Genomic DNA, 17,425 nt, shown 5'->3' with positions numbered 1-17,425 from the left:
ATTGATAAACTCTAGAACTTAGCGTTGACTGCCAGGGATAGTTTGGCTTAATGTGATTGGTGTAGAACTTTTTTAGCTTATTCGTTGAAGGTTTTAAACCCTGTTTGTAAGCTTCATTCCACATCGCTAACGCCCAGTTCCAAACCCACCTAGAATATCCGGCGTGGGTCGCCATTAAGGTTCTTTGACGGTTGTTCAGCTTCAGTTTGGTCTTGAAGGCTCGTTGCATAGATCTATTATCTGATCTTACAGATAGTACCGTGTTGTACCATAAATCGTCTACTAAGTTACTGCTCTAGACATTTTGACCTGTCTCCAGAATTGTACCAAATTTATCCCGGGTTGAAGCTGGGGCTGTTGTCTGTGGAGAACAGCATCTCTAAACAAGAGTTTACAACCTTCAGCTCATGAGCAATTAATTTAAGGGGGTTTTGGGTATGGGTTGATAAACTTTGTACCTTTGATCATCATAAATCATCGTCCAACCCGCACAAGGATTCGTATCACCGAGTTCTGTGATTACATGACTGATTTGATAAGTTTTGACGACCTCTTCTAAGGCTTGACATCGTGTTGCTCGAAAGTCGGGGGAATAAAATCTCTGTGCCATCATTAATCGATTATGCCATTCGATGACTTCAATATCTTTATAAGGATGAGATTTATAATTCGCTAAAATGGGTACACCTGTATATAATCGGAATTCGATAAAGTTTCCAGACGTATGAGGGACTAAATATAAATCTTCGGGTTGTTTTTTTGACTTGACAAAATCCATCAAATTTGCATAATCGGGGCGGTTTTGTAGTTGTCTAATTTGGTCTTCAGCACCGACAATGACATAAAGCGAGAGAATGATTAAACTGAGAAACACAATAGATTTTTGATATTTTTGTAAAAAGCCTGGAAATTGATCAAAGAGGTTAGCGAGAAAAACCGCAAGAATCAGAGCTGTTGATAAGGGAACTAAAAAGGCGGAAACCCGCCAAGGAGTGATAAATCCTAATGTATTATTATTGATTAAAAATTGGAATAATGTTGCAACTGTTGCGACGGTAAATGGAATGAATAAAATTAAAAATATTTCAGTTTTCCGAACCAGATAAATCGCTAAAACAATCACTAAAATTTGTACGAATGCAATGTGATCAAACCAAGCTGTTGGAAAAGAATGATGGGGAATACGACTAACTATTAAACTTTTCGCGAGTGTTGCGACTTCGGGAGAGGTGGGTTGAAACACAAAAAACATATACAGCGTTACAGGTAACACCAAGAGAAAGGATACCCAACCAACGAGGAATATTTGTTTAATTGGTTCTCCTTTTTTATATAAAATACTCAGATAGGATAACGTGATTAAGGCTGCACTCGGAAGATAAGCCGGATGAACTGTTGCTGCTCCCGCTAATGCGAATAAAGACCAGAATATTTGTTCTCGCAGAAATAAGTGAATGGATAAAATAATCAAAATCCCAAAGTTACTGGTTTGAAAGTAGTCTCCTAAAATGTATTGTTCAGCGACACCTGAATGGAGATAGATATGGGTTTTAAAGTCTAATATTTGGATTTTTAGACAGTGTATTGTGACAATAAAAACAAGATAAATAATTGGTTTAACGTTTGTGTTAAACTTAAATAAGCTCTCAGCTATTCCGATAAAACTATAGACATAGATTCCGAACAAAATAATATAATAAAAATAAAAGCAGTAGGGATGTAAATAAGCATAAGTTAAGTGAACTAAAGCTGTAAAAACAGGTAAAGGGTCTAATGTATTCGCTAGCCAATCTTGATTGAGGTATCCGAGTCCAGCTTTGGCGAGTCCCTGCAAAAATTTAGTATTTTGATTCGAGGTATAAAGCGGTTCCTGAACATAGGAAATTCCGAGAACTATCCCTAATATTAAAATTTCCCAGAGGACAGATAATCTGGATTTTAAAATCTTTAAATTGATCACTGTTTTCAAGGTCTCCTCCTGTTTTCATTTTTATAATTCCATCAGACAATCTGCTTCTAAAACCATGACCTTTTCTGTTGTTAATACAGAACATTGTTGCAGGGTTTGACTCAGAGCAGGAGTTTTTCCTTGCTCAAAATCAGCTAAAATCTCTTGACCTAAAGAATGATACCATTGTCTTAACCAGTGATTTTTTAACAGATATTCCGGCGTAAATGCTATGTTGTCTAAGACAATAAAATCAAATTGATGAGTTTTAATCAAATTTTGTACTACAGTTAAATCAGAACTATATTGAGCTTTAATTAACTCCATCGCTCGTTGCTGAATTTGACTGTAATACCCTAAATGATAGGGAATTGCATATTCCCAAGCGACCCAAACTGAACGTTGAGAAAAGCTCGGAATATTATCCGCTACTTTAGAAATTGAAGCAATTAAAGTATCTTTCGGTTGCTGGGAAAAAAAGTGATAAATTTCGGTTTCTTTGGCAAAAATAAAGCTTGTTTTTGGAAACTTTCCCCAAAAGCAAGACCCTAAAATAATTCCGAGTCCGAGACAGACTGTTAAACTAAAAGCGATCACCCGTTTGGCTTTTTTACGGGGATATTGACTCGCCCAAGTTAACACGATATCTAATAATACACAGAGGCTTATTCCTGCTGCTAACGCTAAACACAGACGAAAGGTATAACAGGTATAACGACTGGGAAGATGGAGTTTGAACAACATCAAATGAGCGGCGATAAACCAACTGATAGAGGAGATTAAAACCGAGGGTAATATGTTGATATTAGGGGTGATTTTTTGCAAGAGTGGAAGTCTTGCTTTGAATAAAAACAGCAATGGAAGTAATAAACCTGCGATCATCAGTGGAGGTCTAAATAAATATTTGGGGAATAAACCACTGCGTTGACCTGTGATGAAAAAATCCCAGAGATTATCTTGAAAAAATGCACTATTTCCCGCTCCTCCAAACTCCGACATTGTTTTAGCTTCAGCAACGGAAATCACGGGTGCAAATTCACTCGAAGTCGCCGCATAATATAAAACAACTATAAAAGTTATTCCCAGTCCAATAATGCTAACCCAGGGATTTTTGATATCGTTCGTTAAACGGACTGATTTTTTATTCCAGTCAAATAGTCTGAGGATTAAAATACCTGCACTAATTAACACAGCTTGCGGGTAAAATAGTCCTAATAGGGCGATAAAGATGGCAACTCCTAAAACAGATTTTCGCAGTAGATAATAGAGAAATCCTAAAAACAACGGATAAACAAATGATCTAGGTGTGCCTGATACTAAGTCATCATTGAACCAAAGTTGTTGATTGAGTAAAATTGATGAAATAAACCCAGACAAAGGAAGAGGTAACAGTTCTAAAGCGACGTAAAAACAATAAAAAGTCGCAACAATATCTAGTCCCAAAGGAATAATTTTACCGATAAAAATAGGATCGATTCCTAAATGGGTAAATAGCCAATATAAACTTCGATAACCTTCAGGTGCTACGGATTGAAAATAGTCAGCTATTAAATCATCAGTAAACAACTCAGCATCAAGAAACCTCTGCATCCAAAAAATATGTTTTCTCGCATCATCTTGAATAACATACTCACTGCTAAAAGCTTCTTGTACTGCTAATAAACTGTAAATCGTTGCAAAGGTCAAGCTCAAACTGAGCCAAAACTTGATTGATGAACGCCCAATTTTAGTAGAAGAACGAGTTAAAAAACTTTGTACAGGCAAAATGGGGATTTGAAAAATTGTTAAAATCATTTCTCCTTGACTTCAGCTAGATAGACATCGGTGCGATATACAATATAAACTAATCCTTGTTCATCTTTCCATCTGTGGTATAATTCCTGCAACTCAGCGATAATTTCTTCGGCTTCACGACCCTGAATCGGAATATAGGAAGCACTTTGAGTTCGACCGATTAATTCAGTTACATCTAAGGCTTGATAATGGCTAAACATTTGATGACGCTGATTTTCAAAAGCTGAACTTTCTAGGAGTGCCGTAATCGGTCTGGGATGTTTTTTCTGGAGAATGGAATGATATTGAGATGATTGCTTAAAGATGGTACTATATTCTTGAGTAAATTTATCCTTTCGATAGCGATGATTCCAGACAATCGCAACTCGTCCAGATGGTTTTAAAATCCGATAAAATTCTCGGAGAGTCGGTTCAGGATTAAACCAATGAAACGCTTGAAAAGTCGTCACTAAATCAACAGATTGATCGGCTAAATAAGTGGCTTCGGCTGTCCCTTCTAACCACTCAACTCGGGGATGAGGAGTCGCCATCTTTCTCATCGCTGCATTCGGTTCAACGGCTAACACTTGAATCCCTTTATCCGCCAATAAACGCGCAGAAATTCCCGTCCCTGCGCCGATATCCGCCGCAATAATTGTGTTAACATTACCCAATCCGTTTAGAATATTTGCGATCGCTTCGGAAGGATAACTCGGTCTATACTTAGCATATTCCCTCGCTCTGGGGGAGAACCGAGTTAGAGGGTTCTTCGCGTAGAGGGGTAGACTATCTGAGTTGATTTCCGTCATAACTTCAGTTGAGATAGACGTGATTCATCCTGATAATACCGTCTAATGTGCTAATTTGTTACGTTAATCATCCGGCGAAATTTCTGATCGTATTACGGACAGAATAATTCCGAAATCATTATAGATCGAGGTGCTATGTTCGTTCAACGCTTGCGTCAATTTCTCACGACTCCACAGACTGCATCCCGGCAACGAACCCTATTTTGGTTTTCACTCAGTCTGACGTTTAGCGTCATCTATAGTATTCTTGTTTTACAGCAAGCTTTTGATGGAGAATATGTCGTTCAAGATGATGCTCGTAAGCATATTTTTTGGATGCGACGTTTTGTTGATACCGAATTATTTCCCAATGATTTAATAGCCGACTTTTTTCAATCTGTTGAACCTGTAGGACTGACTGCTGTTTATCGGTTTTTTATTCATTTTGGTCTTGATCCAATGGTGATTAATAAATGTTTGCCATTGGTTTTAGGGGTGATCATGACTGGTTATTGTTTCGGGATTTGTTTACAACTTTTCCCCGTTCCCTTCGCCGCATTTATCGCGTCTTTGTTGTTTAATCAAAGTATCTGGATGAAGGATATTTTTGTCGCAGCGATCGCTTCATCCTTTTCTTATCCGCTATTTTTGGCATTTCTCTACTATTTCCTCAAAAAATCAACGATTCCTTGTTTAACTGCTCTGATTTTACAAGGATTATTTTATCCTCCAACTGTACTTGTATCAGCCGGATTATTTGTGATAAATTTAATTCAATTTAAAAATCATAAAATACGCTTAAATTCTAATAAAAAACTGTTTATATTTTATCTGATGGGATTAATCCTGGCAAGTTTAATGCTGCTTTCCTATTTAATCAGTTCATCGGAATATGGGCCTATTATTAACGTTGCAGAAGCCAGAAATTTACCCGAATTTCAACCCAGAGGACGAGGAAGTTTTTTCAATGATAATCCTATTGAATATTGGTTTTTAGGAATTCGGAGTGGCATGATTCCTCGAGAGTTATTAAGTCCTCTTACCCTTTGTTTCGGCTTGTTTTTACCGATTTTAATCAAGTTTACCTGTCAGTTTCCCCTGGTTAAACAGATTAAAAACTCGGTGTTTTTTATGCAACTGTTATTCGTGTCTCTGAGTCTTTTTTTCTTGGCTCATCTTTTTCTCTTTTATTTGTTTTTACCCAGTCGATACATCAATCATAGTTTTTATCTTTTAATTGCCATTTCTACGGGAATTACTTTAACAGTTTTGATTGATTCTATTTTAAGTTTTGCGGAAAAACATTCAAGTTATCAACTCAAAAACGATCAAATCTTTTCAAGAAGTATCAAATTTAAACTGCGTTCATTCATCGCTTTAGGAGTAACGATAATCCTTGGTATTGCGGTGATTTTTTATCCTTCATTCCTTGACGAATTCACCTCTCCTAGCTACAGAGAACCTAAAGAAGCGAGTCTCCATGACTTTTTATCTCAACAACCCAAAGATATACTGATTGCTAGTCTATCACAAGAAGCTGATAATATTCCCTCCTTTGCTCAACGTTCTGTTTTAATCGCTTGGGAATATTCAATTCCCTATCAAGTGGGTTATCATCGTCAAATTCGCCAAAGAGCAATGGATTTAATTGATGCTCAATATACTCAAAATATAGAAGTTTTACGGAATTTCATTCAAACTTATGGTGTTGATTTAATTCTACTCGATGATAATGCTTTTGTTCCCTACTATTTAACGGATAATAATTGGTTCAGACAATGGGAATTTAAAGCAGAGGAAGTCGCATCTATACTTAAAGCAAAGACTCCCCCTGCGGTGATTACCACATTAGTTAGTGCCTGTTCAGTCTATCAAACAGATACTTTCATTGTTGTGGATGCAAACTGTATTTTAAAAGTCTCTAAAACTCCATAAGTTTCTCAAACCGTGTGATAAAGTTGGCGGACTGACTGGGTGGGATTTGAGTCTGAAGCCGTCTGAGAGGAGTTGAGTATTTCTTGATAAACTTCAGAAATTTTCAGGGCTTTATTACTCCAGATAAAGTCTTTGGCTCTTTCAACAGAGTTAACAGACATCTGAGAGTATAATTGTTGATCTTCAGCCAAAATTTTGATTTTTTCTTTCACCTGTTCAACGACATATTCACGGGAACGAGGTTCTATTTTGAATCCAGTTTTTTCGGTTACATATTCGCCAATACCACCGTAATTAACAACAATACAAGGAAGTCCACAAGCCATCGCTTCTATGACAACCGCACCCCCAAATTCTCGGATGGAGGGAAAGCAAAAAACATCTGCTTGTCGGTAGTAATTAACCGTTTCTTCTTGAGGAACCCAACCCGTAAAGTTAACCTGATTACTCAAGTGCAAATCCTGCACCATTTTCTCTAGATTCCCTTTTTCTGAACCCTCTCCTACGATGGTGAGTTTCACTCGATTTTTCAGGGAAGATTCTAATTTTCCAATGGCTTCAATCACAACATCCGCACATTTATAAGGAACCAGCCGCCCTACAAATAAGAGGTTTATCGGACGATCTGAAATTGCAGATCTTTCTACTTCAATAATAGAGTCATGATCAATACCATTTTCAGATAAAAGAGAAATTCTTTCATCGGGAATGGCAAAGAGTTTCTGCACCAGGCTTAACGTATAGGTCGAACCGGAAAAAATGTGAGTCGCTTTTTTGTAGGTTTCAACATAACCCGGAATTAGATATCGACCTAAGACTCTTAAGAAATTAAGACCTGCATTTTCTTTTTTGGCTGTTTCTTGAAACCCCGGAGGAAATGGAATTCCGCCATTAACTGGCCCTAATAGAAAAGGAATATTTTTCTTTTGACAAGCCTGGATAATCTTCTGAGGATATCGTGGCATTATCGGCGTCATGGCATGAACGATATCGTATTCTCCTTGAAGAACTTTTTGCTTAAAAGCTTGATACACACGATGATCAAACTCGGCATAAACGGGATAGCTGAGGAGATGATATAAAGGCCAATTGACTCGACCTTTCATAACTAAACTGGGAACCGATTTATAATATTGTTTGATGGCAGCACTTTCAGGAATATAAACAATATTTTCATATCCTTTGTTTTCCAATGCAGGTTTATTTCTTTCGTGGGTCACGAGAGTGACATCTGCAAGTTGACGAATGGCTTTAAAAAAGTTGTACCCAACCAACGGTACAGAGGGCCAATCCGGGTTGCATTGCTCTAGGACGAGTAAAATTTTCAGTTTTTTGTTTGTTGGTGCTGTCATTTTTTTGTCCGATTAACGACTGGTTTACAAGAAAAGCGACCTTTTTTAAAATCCTACTAACAACAGGTCGAATGGCTCTTTAAAATGTGAAAATAAAGTGAATGTAACATGAGAAGATTAATGCTCTAAATGTCTAGCTACATAAGTTTATTTTCGACTTGAACGCACCCAGATTGACATCTACGTTATTATAACAGTGTTCAAAATGAATCAATCTGTTTTTTGGTAGAAAACTATACGATTTTTGGGAAACTTTATAGAGAATTAATGTTTCATCTAAACAAAGAAATTCCCAGACTTGCTAGATTGCTTTGATGACAAGCAGCGATACATTCGTAAATGATAGCCTGGAACTTCAGACTTAAAATCTGGTTCGTGACTACAGTTGTGCATTTCCGGTTCAAAGGGAGCTGAAAAATTGATTAACCATAAATTCACAGGTCGGCTTGAACGATCAATGGTACGGCTGAGTGTTGTCATGGGAATCTCTGGATTACCAAGTTTTTGAGCGAGAATAAATTGCGGCAGATTCTCTGTTATTCCTAAGCGCTTCAACTCCCAAGCAATACTCATCATTTCTCCTGTTTGTTCGTGACTTTTATGAACGGTTGCAATTAAAGTTGGGATGTTTGGCGTTAAAGATTCAGCAATATAATCAGCCGCCAAATCAGAACGATCCGGTTTTTGATAAGCGAGATGAGTCGCCACCGTGAATGCTCCTATTAATCCTACACATCCAATCAATACAATTCCTTTCTGTCGCCAATAATATTTTCCTGGTATTTCCCAACACACCGCAAAAGCCGCAGCAACCAGAAGAATAATCGCCGGAAAATAGGTAAAATGATAACGAGCAACCAGCGTTAAATCCATGCTAAAACCATAGGTGATGGTGAGAATTATTAAAATCGCGCTGGTTATAAATCCCGCTAAAATCATTTTAGGCCATCGCCAATGTTGCGGATATAACAGCCAACTGTCTTTTAGAAGTTTCCCTGTTAAAACAACGACACCCAAAATCATCAAACCCGAAAGCACTATTACAGATAACGGCTGATTTTCTACAGGCAAAATGACAATCATTGTACTAATCCAGGCAATCAATCGAACAATCGGTTCGAGAAAATCTCCCACCGGATCACCATGAAACGTCCAGCGAATTAACTCACTATCAGGATTAGAAATATTCAGAAAAATCGGCAGCCAAACTAACCCTCCGACTGCACTCCCCACTGCGGCAATATAAACACCTCTCCAGGTTTTCCAAGGGGGAATTTTAAACGGTTTAAATTGGCAACTTTTTAACCAAAATGCCAACATAACTAGACCTTCAGCAGCCAGCGTAAAAACAACAAAGAAATGGACAGCAATCCCCAGAGTATTGATGATAACCCACAATAAACCGATCCAAACAGGTAGAGAATTTTTTTGTTGAATTTTTAAAATTGTTGTAATTAAGCAGCCGAGAGATGCTATAATAAAAATGACCGCTAAGGTGTAGTGTCGGGCTTCCTGTGCCAAATAAACGCCATAGGGAGAAATAGCCATCAAAGCCGCCGCCATTTGTGCAACCAGAGAAGAACGAAACGCCAGCCAAGCCAGTGCAAACATAGCCGGAACCGTAGCCGCTCCCAGGATAGCACTCAGCGATCGCGCCCCCCAAATCGAAACAAAATCCCCATCCTGACCAAACAGCTTCACCCAAAGATGAGTCAGCATGAAATACACAGGCGGATGGTTGCTCTCCCGGAATAAATTTTCCGGTACTGACGCAATAGAGGTAGTAGAGTCCAGTCGCAACGGAGACAGCAAAGTGTCCAGAGAAATCGGCACATCAAAAGGCAAACTGCGGAAACGATGCCCTAAACTAAAGACGAGGGTGGCAAATTCATCACTCCAGACGGGTTTAGAAGCCAACAAAGTCAGTCGCAAACCCAAAGCCAACACAAACCAACAGCCCAACAACAACAAGCCGTAAAAGCGACTTCTGTGAAAAGCCCAAAAAGTTTGCATAGAGGTTTGTTTTGTCATGAACTTATACAAGATATACCTTGATAAACGCCAAATTTCGCATCATCGGTCTGATTTGAGGAAGCCTACAGGCTACTCTGAAGCTTTAAAAACTCCGTTCTATTTTGAACGATTGACCGGAAGATAGTTTTTTAATATCCGGCGTTAAATCTAACCAAGGTTGTAATTGACCTCGTTGAAACGTCCGACTCATCACCACATATATTGAGGTTTGATCACTGCCAATTCCTGCACCTGTTATCCCCTGCCAAGAGGTAGCCGATAATTCATCTGTAATCTGCCATTGATTGTTTTCCCAGCGAAAATAGCGTTTAAATCTAAAAGGAGCAGGTTCTTTTCCCGTGATTAACATTTTCTGTAAAAGCTTGCGAATTAAGTTCGGAAAAAACCGCCCAAAGGTTAACATGACAACTCGTAAAATCATTAATTTAATCGGAGACATTTGAGTTTGTTTTGCCCAACCCAATTGTCCGGCTACTGAAATTTCATCTTGTTCAACTTTAACAGCGTAGGAATCAATTAAGTGACTAACTGCATTTTTAAACTTTCTTCCTTGTCGAACTTGCAAAGATAAATGACTGTCTGAAACCACTAACTTGTCCTCTCTAAACAGTTTAAATACACCCCCTTTATTCAGGGCAATATATAATTCTACTCCGGGTCGGCGTTTAATCAAAATTTGCGCTTCCTGTAACCAAATACTCGCGACATCACGGGGCATCGGTTGAGGACGTTCAGGAATAAAATCTCGCCATGCTAACAGATAATTCCAAGTATGATGACCAATAATATGATCGTCGCCATAACAAGCCCCTAAACCCTCTTTTAAACCTTGCAAAAATTGATCATTAATTCGCAGGGCATCGGGAAGCCAGAGACCCACTAATTCAAAGCCATGCGGAAAGAAATTATAAGTATTGCGACTGGCATATTCGCCGCCATAACTGCCGTCAGGATGAATAAAATGAGCCGCCACTTCAACCGCTTTAGAAAGCGCATCTTTTAAGCGGTTATCGGGTTTAAGACGATCAAATTGTGCTAAACAAGAGATTGTTAGCGTATGATAACCCGGGTCACACCCAGCATATTCTTTAAACCATCCTTCTGAACTTTGCCAGGATAATAACCGATCTAAACGGCTGGCAATTGTCCGCCGCCATTTAGAGGTTTGTAAGAGTTGGCTTAAGCGTTCTAAACAGAGAATAATTAAGGCTTCATGGTTTGATAATTGACCGCTTTCGTAGTGATTTGCCAGCCAATTTGCCCGTCGTTCAAAAAACTGTAACGCCTCATAATCCATTAATCCTAATAAAATATAACTTTCTACACAAGCCAACAGAGAAAAAGCCGCCGCTCCCGTCGCTCGTTCAAAAGGAAAATAGTCATCACAGGAACCATCAGGATGGCTAGTACGAGCCGCGTAGATAATACCCGCCTCTACCCATTCCCGCAGCATCGGTTGTTTGTAATAGGGATTATCCGTAATATTCGTCTCGTAAGCCAAAGCTAAGGGCCAGACGAACTCCTGCGCCATCCCACTGGGGAAATCAATAATTTTATAATGCCAAAAATTGCGGTCAAAACAGCCATAGGTAGGGCTGTGGGGATTTCGGTCTAACAGGGTTAGAATTTTGGGTATTTGGGCGAGGGCTTCACGGGCAAAGAGATCTCTACTCACGATACAAAACAGAGGTTGGCGGATGCACAGAATATTAACATAACAGCTTATTTTACTGCATGAATCTACAAAGTCTCTATCCCCAGATTTGAGAATAGAGACTAAATTGAGTGAAAATTTAACGGTTGAGTCTACAGACGGCTATGAGAACCATCGCAATATAGCAATTATCATACTGCTGAGGTACAGGACTTTATGCTTTTGCCTCTTGCCTTGCCCGAAGCGCTATATTTTGAGTTTAGAACAGACTTTTTGGGATGAAAAGTAGACACTTCAAAGTCAGTTAGTATCCTTGAGGATACTGACCAGCCACCAGTTTTTACAGTGAGCAGTTAACAATGAGCGCCTATTGCCTTACTCAGACTTTTGTAGCTCAATTTCTTCTGCTGCTAATATTTTGATTTCTTCTCGTTCGAGATGGGGTAACTTCAATAATACTCCCGCAAAAAACCAATAATAAACCGCAACTGGATCTGTATCGAGGGGATACCAATAAGAGTTATAACTAATCATAAAAATAAACACCCAAAAAATAACACCGTAACCTCGTAAACTGGGATCTTGAACTTGATGATAAGCTTTAAACCCTTGAAAAGTTAGGGTCGTAACCACAGCAAAAAAGGCGATTACACCTAACGGCCCAATTTCGTAAAGTAACTTCGGATAATAAGTTTCTATCAGTCGGGTATCTCCCAAGGCACGCCCCGCATTTGTAGCCCGTCCTAAACCATTTCCTAATACGCCTTCATGTTTGCTCGCCGTCCATTCTGCTTGGTCTGTCACAAATTCCGTCGGGGGAGAAGCATTCCAACGAGAAATAAAACTCTCCATTCGTTGGGCAATAATACTCGGAAAAAGGAGATGAGTTCCCCCCATAAATAAAACAATTCCTAATAAAAGAATGACTAACCGTTTGAGTTGAGGAATGTGACTGGTTGCAATCACTAAAATAACAATAATCATCGGAACCGCTAATAAAGCTGTACGTTGACCGCAGAGAGTCGCATTTAATACCACGAGAGACAAAGACAACCAACCGACGGTTCGCCAAGACAATTTAGGGTCACTAAATGCCGTTGAAAAGCAGAAAAAACTACTAGAAATTAAAAACCAAGCCCAATGCCAAGGGGCGACAAATGTACCCGGTAAACGAATAAAATTATCAGCCGCATAGTAGCCTAATGCTCCCCCCACTAAACATTTTCGTTGGAGATTTGCTCGGAGTAGTAAATGTTCAGGGAGACCCGTATTATCAGGGCATCGACCTGTGACCACTAACCAATATTGGATCACGCCTAAAACACAGCAAATAATCACCAGAATCACCTGTAAACGAGTCAAGAAATGGAGTTCTTCTCGATTGCGAATCAGGACATAAGCACAGAGGATCAGGGGAATATATCCCATCAAAACTTTTAGACCAAAAACCCCCAATAATAAAGCCTTTCCGCCGGGATTTGAACTGAGTTGTTGTCCGCCATTGACGTAGATTAAGGTCAGAATTGAAATTCCTAATAAGCTCAAAAGCGGTATTTTTAAAGACTTGGGAATAATTAGGGGTAAATGCTGTTTACGTGCGGTTTGAATAATCGCGATCAAAGCCGGAAAATAGAATCCATCTTTTGCTAAATGAAAAATCGGATGATCGTTACCAATCCAGTAAGCAACAGTACCCGCAAATGGAGTATAAATGAGGAAAATCCAAAGGGCTGTACGGGGATATCGGTAAGATAGAGTCAAACAAAAAATGGCAGTGATTGCCAATAAAATTATATTCAACGATAAGCCATTTCCAAACATCAAACAACCCACGAGAAAAGCCCCCCCTGTCACCCCGAGGACGAAAGGTATTTTCTCGGGTGTTTGAGTTTCATCCTCAAAATTCGTCTCAAAATTCGTCTCAAAATTTTCCTCCCCGCTATCACGGGCAGAGTCTAAAGAATTCTGCGCCTCGGCGGGTTTAGGTTTGCTTTTGGGGTTTGACATTGAAGCACTCTGGTATCAGTAAAATAACTTGGATTCAAGTTCTCCTTGCCAAATTTTCTGAACTTTTATCTGTTGATCCAATCCTAGCCGATCATAAGCTTGTAGGATCTCTTCGTGAGTATGGTGAATAATTAATGCCTTGAGTTGAGCGGCAGTTTGAGCCTTTAATAAGGCTACCTTCAGAACTTCAAGGTTGCTTGTCATTTTGATTGGTATTTCTTGCAAGATCTGGCTCTGTTGGGTTTAAGTCGTGATCAGTTGTGTTTTCAGGGTGAGTGTGTTCGAGGTGTTGTTGCCACTCTAACAACTGTTGATACATCTTTTCGTTGACTTGAAAGATGGGGTTTTTCGGGTGATTTTTCTCAGACATTTTAATGCTTGATCTCAAGTGAGGATTGACAATTGATATCTCTGTTCAGCTAAATTAAAGGCTGAACAAGAGGGAAAATAATCCCCACTAACGAGCCTCCGAGTAATGTAAAAAGGGAGAGACTGCCGAGCGCAAAACCGAGAAATCGTTTTTCGGCAGCCTGATAGTAACCCCAAGCATAAACAATACGTCCAATAATCCAAATAGCACCGAGACTCGCCCCCCAAGTCGGACTAATAAACTCTGAAAATAACCATAATGCAGGCAAGAAAAGAACGAGTTGTTCTAGTGTATTTTGTTGAACTCGGACAACTCGCTCAAAATTCGGATCACCACTCATTTGAGGTGGCATAATCTTATATTTAGCTCTCGCTCGACCGACATTAAGCGTTAAAACAAAATACACAAGTAGAGCGATCACCGTCACTAAACTCGGCCAATATGACATCAGAACCCCCTTGTTGAATTGCTGTTTTCTTCCCCTATGCTAACCCTTCTGAGTCTTGTTAGAGAAAGAATTTTGACTTCGGAGGTTTGCTGAACACTTAGCGGCTTTCGGTCAGTTGTTTTTGAGGCAGAGGGGTGTACTCAGCAACAATACGACGGAATTCATCACCTTCGATGGTTTCCCGTTCAAGCAATAATTCTACGAGATGATCCATCAAGGCTCGATTTTCCAGGACAATTTCACAGGCTCTTTGATAACAATGCAAGGCAATTTCCCGGACTTGATGATCGATTTGGGTAGCGATTTTTTCAGAATATTCGGACTGGGCTGGCCATCCGCGACCGAGAAAGACTTCCGAACTCGGACTTTCCAAAGAAACTGGCCCCAAGTCCGACATTCCGTAACGAGTCACCATTTCCCGAGCTAAATTCGTCACCCGTTGGATATCGTTACTCGCCCCGACGGTGATTTCCGCATCCCCAAAGATCACCTCTTCTGAGGCGCGTCCCCCTAATGCAATGGTAATTTGATCCACCAACCAAGATCGGGTATACAAACCGCTATCAACCATTTCTTCATTAAAGACTTGTTGAGCAAAACCGCCCACTCCGCCGGAACGAGGAATGATCGTCACTTTATTAAGCGGATCGGAATTTTCCAACAGCGTCATTAACAGCGCGTGTCCGATTTCATGGTAAGCAATCAGCCGTTTTTTCTTGCTATCAAGCAAGGGAGTTAAGGCTAAACCAATTGTGATCCGATCAACCGCATCATCAATTTCCAGTAGAGAAATCGACTCTTTGCGGCGTCGGGCGGTGAGAATTGCCGCTTCATTCAACAAGTTCGCCAGATCAGCCCCAGAAAAACCCGGAGTCCGACGGGCGATCGCTTCTAAAGAGACATCATCAGAAAGTTTTTTATTACGGGCGTGAACCTTTAAAATACCTAAGCGACCGTTATAACCGGGTAAATCAACAATCACCTGTCGATCAAAACGACCCGGACGCAATAGAGCGGTATCTAAGACATCAGGGCGGTTGGTTGCGGCAATGATAATAATGCCTGTATTGCCTTCAAAGCCATCCATTTCGGTGAGTAACTGGTTGAGGGTTTGTTCCCGTTCATCGTTCCCTCCGCCTATTCCTGCGCCTCGCTGACGACCGACCGCATCAATTTCATCAATAAACACAATACAGGGAGAATTTTCTTTGGCTTTTCTAAACAGATCGCGCACCCGGGAAGCCCCGACTCCGACAAACATTTCCACAAATTCTGAACCGGAAATGCTGAAGAAAGGGACACCTGCTTCTCCGGCGATCGCTTTGGCGAGGAGGGTTTTTCCTGTTCCGGGCGGCCCTACCAGCAGAACCCCTTTAGGAATCTTCGCACCGATCGCGGTAAAGCGTTCTGGCTGTTTCAAGAAGGTGACAACTTCCTGCAATTCTTCTTTGGCTTCTTCAATTCCGGCGACATCATCAAACAAAATCCCGGTTTTTGCTTCCATTTGAAATCTGGCTCTTGATTTGCCAAAGTTCATCGCTTGTCCAGACGCCTGGGTTGAACGGCGAAGAATCATCAGCAAAAATGCCAAGACGACAAAGATCACCAAGAGATTGACAATTAACCCCATTGCTGCGCTGTTATCAGCAGTGGGTCTTACCTCATAATCAATGTTTTGGGCGCGTGCTGTCTGTAACAGTTCGGGGTTGCGATCAAATAACTGCACAACATAGGGAGAAGTTGCTTTTTCGTCTCCTTTCAGGGTGACTTTAGCAATTTGTCGAGCTGGATCTTCTTCGATACGTTGAACTTCCCCCGCCTCCATTTTCTGCAACAGTTCGCTGTAGTCTAGGGATTTCGGAGTGTTATCGGCTAAGGCTGGAGTTCCCAAGAGTATGCCTTGAGTAATCATCCAACTGCCCAATATTCGCCAGAGGTGTCGGTTTTTGATGGATCGAACTGTCAAAGCACCAGTCGCAAGCCGTCCAATCCATACTTGTTTCCAGGAGCTTTTCATATTTCTGTGCCTTTTTCGCTGTTGCTATTACGTCATGGTCAGTGGGGGTGTATCTTTTAGTTTAACGTTCTCTAGGCCTCTGTGAATCAATTTTAACCTTATTTTTTTTATAAATAGTCTAGCTTTTTCGTGAGTTCGTTCTTTCAACGAGTCACAAAAGAGGAATATTATTAGGTGGTAACGATTAGAGCTATTTTTACTCGGCCTCTCAAAAACTGTTCTCTGACTTCATCGAAATTTTGGGTCTGAAACCCCGTCCGTGATTGACGGCTTTATTCAATAAGTTTAACGTCTTCACAAGACATCTGTTAAACTATGAGGCATGACTGAGAAAGCCTATCGCTACCGTTTTTACCCTACTCCTGAACAGGAAGATCTGTTGAGGAGGACATTGGGATGCGTCCGCCTGGTGTACAATAAAGCACTAGCTGCACGCACCGAGGCGTGGTATGAGCAGAAAAAACGAGTTGGCTATTCTCAGACTTCTTCGATGTTGACAAACTGGAAGTTTGAAGAGGAATTAGACTTCTTAAACGAGGTCAGTTGTGTTCCCCTTCAACAGAGTTTAAGGCACTTGCAAACCGCTTTCAGTAACTTCTTTGCGGGTCGGGCAAAATACCCAAACTTCAAGATAAAACGTAACGGTGGCAGTGCCGAATTTACCAAGTCGGCCTTTAAGTTTAAAGAGGGTCAAGTCTACATTGCTAAGTGCTTTGAACCCTTGCCAATTCGATGGAGTCGTCAACTTCCTACTGGTTGTACACCCTCAACAATAACGGTCAAATTAGACCCGAGTGGAAGATGGTTTGTTTCTTTGAAAATTGACGATCCAACAGACCACCAACTAAAACCCATCGATAAAAAAGTGGGAATTGATCTGGGAATTACCAGTCTGTTTACCACGTCCGATGGCGTTAAAGTTTCCAACCCCAAGCATTACGATAAACTCTATAAAAAACTTCGACTCGCTCAAAAGTCTTTAAGTCGAAAAACCAAAGGTTCTCTGAACAGAGAGAAAGCAAGAATTAAAGTAGCTCGAATTCAAGCTAAAATTGCCGATTGCAGGCGCGACCATACCCACAAGCTAACAACTCAACTA

General features: G+C 40.3%; 14 protein-coding genes. 2 read left to right on the top strand and 12 right to left on the bottom strand.

Annotation, left to right across the window (positions count from 1 at the left end; genetic code table 11):
* The 4 genes from WN50_RS31890 to WN50_RS06915 all read right to left on the bottom strand — a co-directional run.
* The coding region (locus WN50_RS31890; RefSeq protein WP_152964733.1) for a helix-turn-helix domain-containing protein at window positions 1-229 on the bottom strand (229 nt) is incomplete at its 3' end.
* A 186-nt stretch (window positions 230-415) separates the two neighbouring features.
* A complete protein-coding gene (locus WN50_RS06925) occupies window positions 416-1,960 on the bottom strand; it encodes a DUF6798 domain-containing protein (RefSeq protein WP_046280400.1) in 1,545 nt (514 codons plus the stop codon).
* A 30-nt stretch (window positions 1,961-1,990) separates the two neighbouring features.
* A complete protein-coding gene (locus tag WN50_RS06920; protein WP_046280399.1) occupies window positions 1,991-3,742 on the bottom strand; it encodes a hypothetical protein in 1,752 nt (583 codons plus the stop codon).
* On the bottom strand, window positions 3,739-4,530 hold the full coding sequence (locus tag WN50_RS06915) for a class I SAM-dependent methyltransferase (RefSeq protein ID WP_046280398.1): 792 nt from the start codon (window positions 4,528-4,530) through the stop codon (window positions 3,739-3,741). The genes WN50_RS06920 and WN50_RS06915 overlap by 4 nt, the downstream gene beginning before the upstream one ends.
* A 135-nt stretch (window positions 4,531-4,665) precedes the next feature.
* Between WN50_RS06915 and WN50_RS06910 the strand changes: the two genes are divergently transcribed.
* Window positions 4,666-6,444, top strand: coding sequence for a hypothetical protein (locus WN50_RS06910; protein ID WP_046280397.1), 1,779 nt, complete (start codon window positions 4,666-4,668; stop codon window positions 6,442-6,444).
* A gap of 5 nt (window positions 6,445-6,449) precedes the next feature.
* On the opposite strand, the gene WN50_RS06905 is transcribed toward WN50_RS06910, so the two are convergent.
* The 8 genes from WN50_RS06905 to ftsH form a co-directional block, all read right to left on the bottom strand.
* The gene (locus WN50_RS06905; RefSeq protein ID WP_046280396.1) at window positions 6,450-7,796 is read right to left on the bottom strand and encodes a glycosyltransferase family 4 protein; all 1,347 of its coding nucleotides are present in this window, start codon (window positions 7,794-7,796) and stop codon (window positions 6,450-6,452) included.
* A 276-nt stretch (window positions 7,797-8,072) separates the two neighbouring features.
* On the bottom strand, window positions 8,073-9,809 hold the full coding sequence (locus WN50_RS06900; RefSeq protein WP_049558543.1) for a glycosyltransferase family 39 protein: 1,737 nt from the start codon (window positions 9,807-9,809) through the stop codon (window positions 8,073-8,075).
* A gap of 103 nt (window positions 9,810-9,912) precedes the next feature.
* On the bottom strand, window positions 9,913-11,505 hold the full coding sequence (locus WN50_RS06895) for a hypothetical protein (protein ID WP_046280394.1): 1,593 nt from the start codon (window positions 11,503-11,505) through the stop codon (window positions 9,913-9,915).
* A gap of 354 nt (window positions 11,506-11,859) precedes the next feature.
* Entirely contained in the window at window positions 11,860-13,491 is a 1,632-nt protein-coding gene (gene hpsL / locus WN50_RS06890) for a hormogonium polysaccharide biosynthesis protein HpsL (protein WP_046280393.1), read from the bottom strand.
* 15 nt (window positions 13,492-13,506) lie between these two features.
* Window positions 13,507-13,695, bottom strand: a complete 189-nt coding sequence (locus tag WN50_RS06885; RefSeq protein WP_046280392.1) for a hypothetical protein — start codon at window positions 13,693-13,695, stop codon at window positions 13,507-13,509.
* Window positions 13,679-13,861 carry a hypothetical protein gene (locus WN50_RS06880; protein WP_046280391.1) on the bottom strand — a complete coding sequence of 61 codons (183 nt, stop codon included), beginning with the start codon at window positions 13,859-13,861 and terminating at the stop codon, window positions 13,679-13,681. The genes WN50_RS06885 and WN50_RS06880 overlap by 17 nt, the downstream gene beginning before the upstream one ends.
* A gap of 49 nt (window positions 13,862-13,910) precedes the next feature.
* Window positions 13,911-14,309 carry an MAPEG family protein gene (locus tag WN50_RS06875; protein ID WP_046280390.1) on the bottom strand — a complete coding sequence of 133 codons (399 nt, stop codon included), beginning with the start codon at window positions 14,307-14,309 and terminating at the stop codon, window positions 13,911-13,913.
* A 97-nt stretch (window positions 14,310-14,406) separates the two neighbouring features.
* Window positions 14,407-16,326, bottom strand: coding sequence for an ATP-dependent zinc metalloprotease FtsH (gene ftsH / locus WN50_RS06870; RefSeq protein WP_046280389.1), 1,920 nt, complete (start codon window positions 16,324-16,326; stop codon window positions 14,407-14,409).
* A 322-nt stretch (window positions 16,327-16,648) separates the two neighbouring features.
* Here ftsH and WN50_RS31885 point away from each other — a divergent pair.
* Window positions 16,649-17,425: RNA-guided endonuclease InsQ/TnpB family protein (locus WN50_RS31885; RefSeq protein WP_152964734.1), on the top strand; the 777-nt coding region annotated here is incomplete at its 3' end.

The organism is Limnoraphis robusta CS-951, from assembly GCF_000972705.2.
This window is presented reverse-complemented; position numbering and strand designations above follow the sequence as displayed.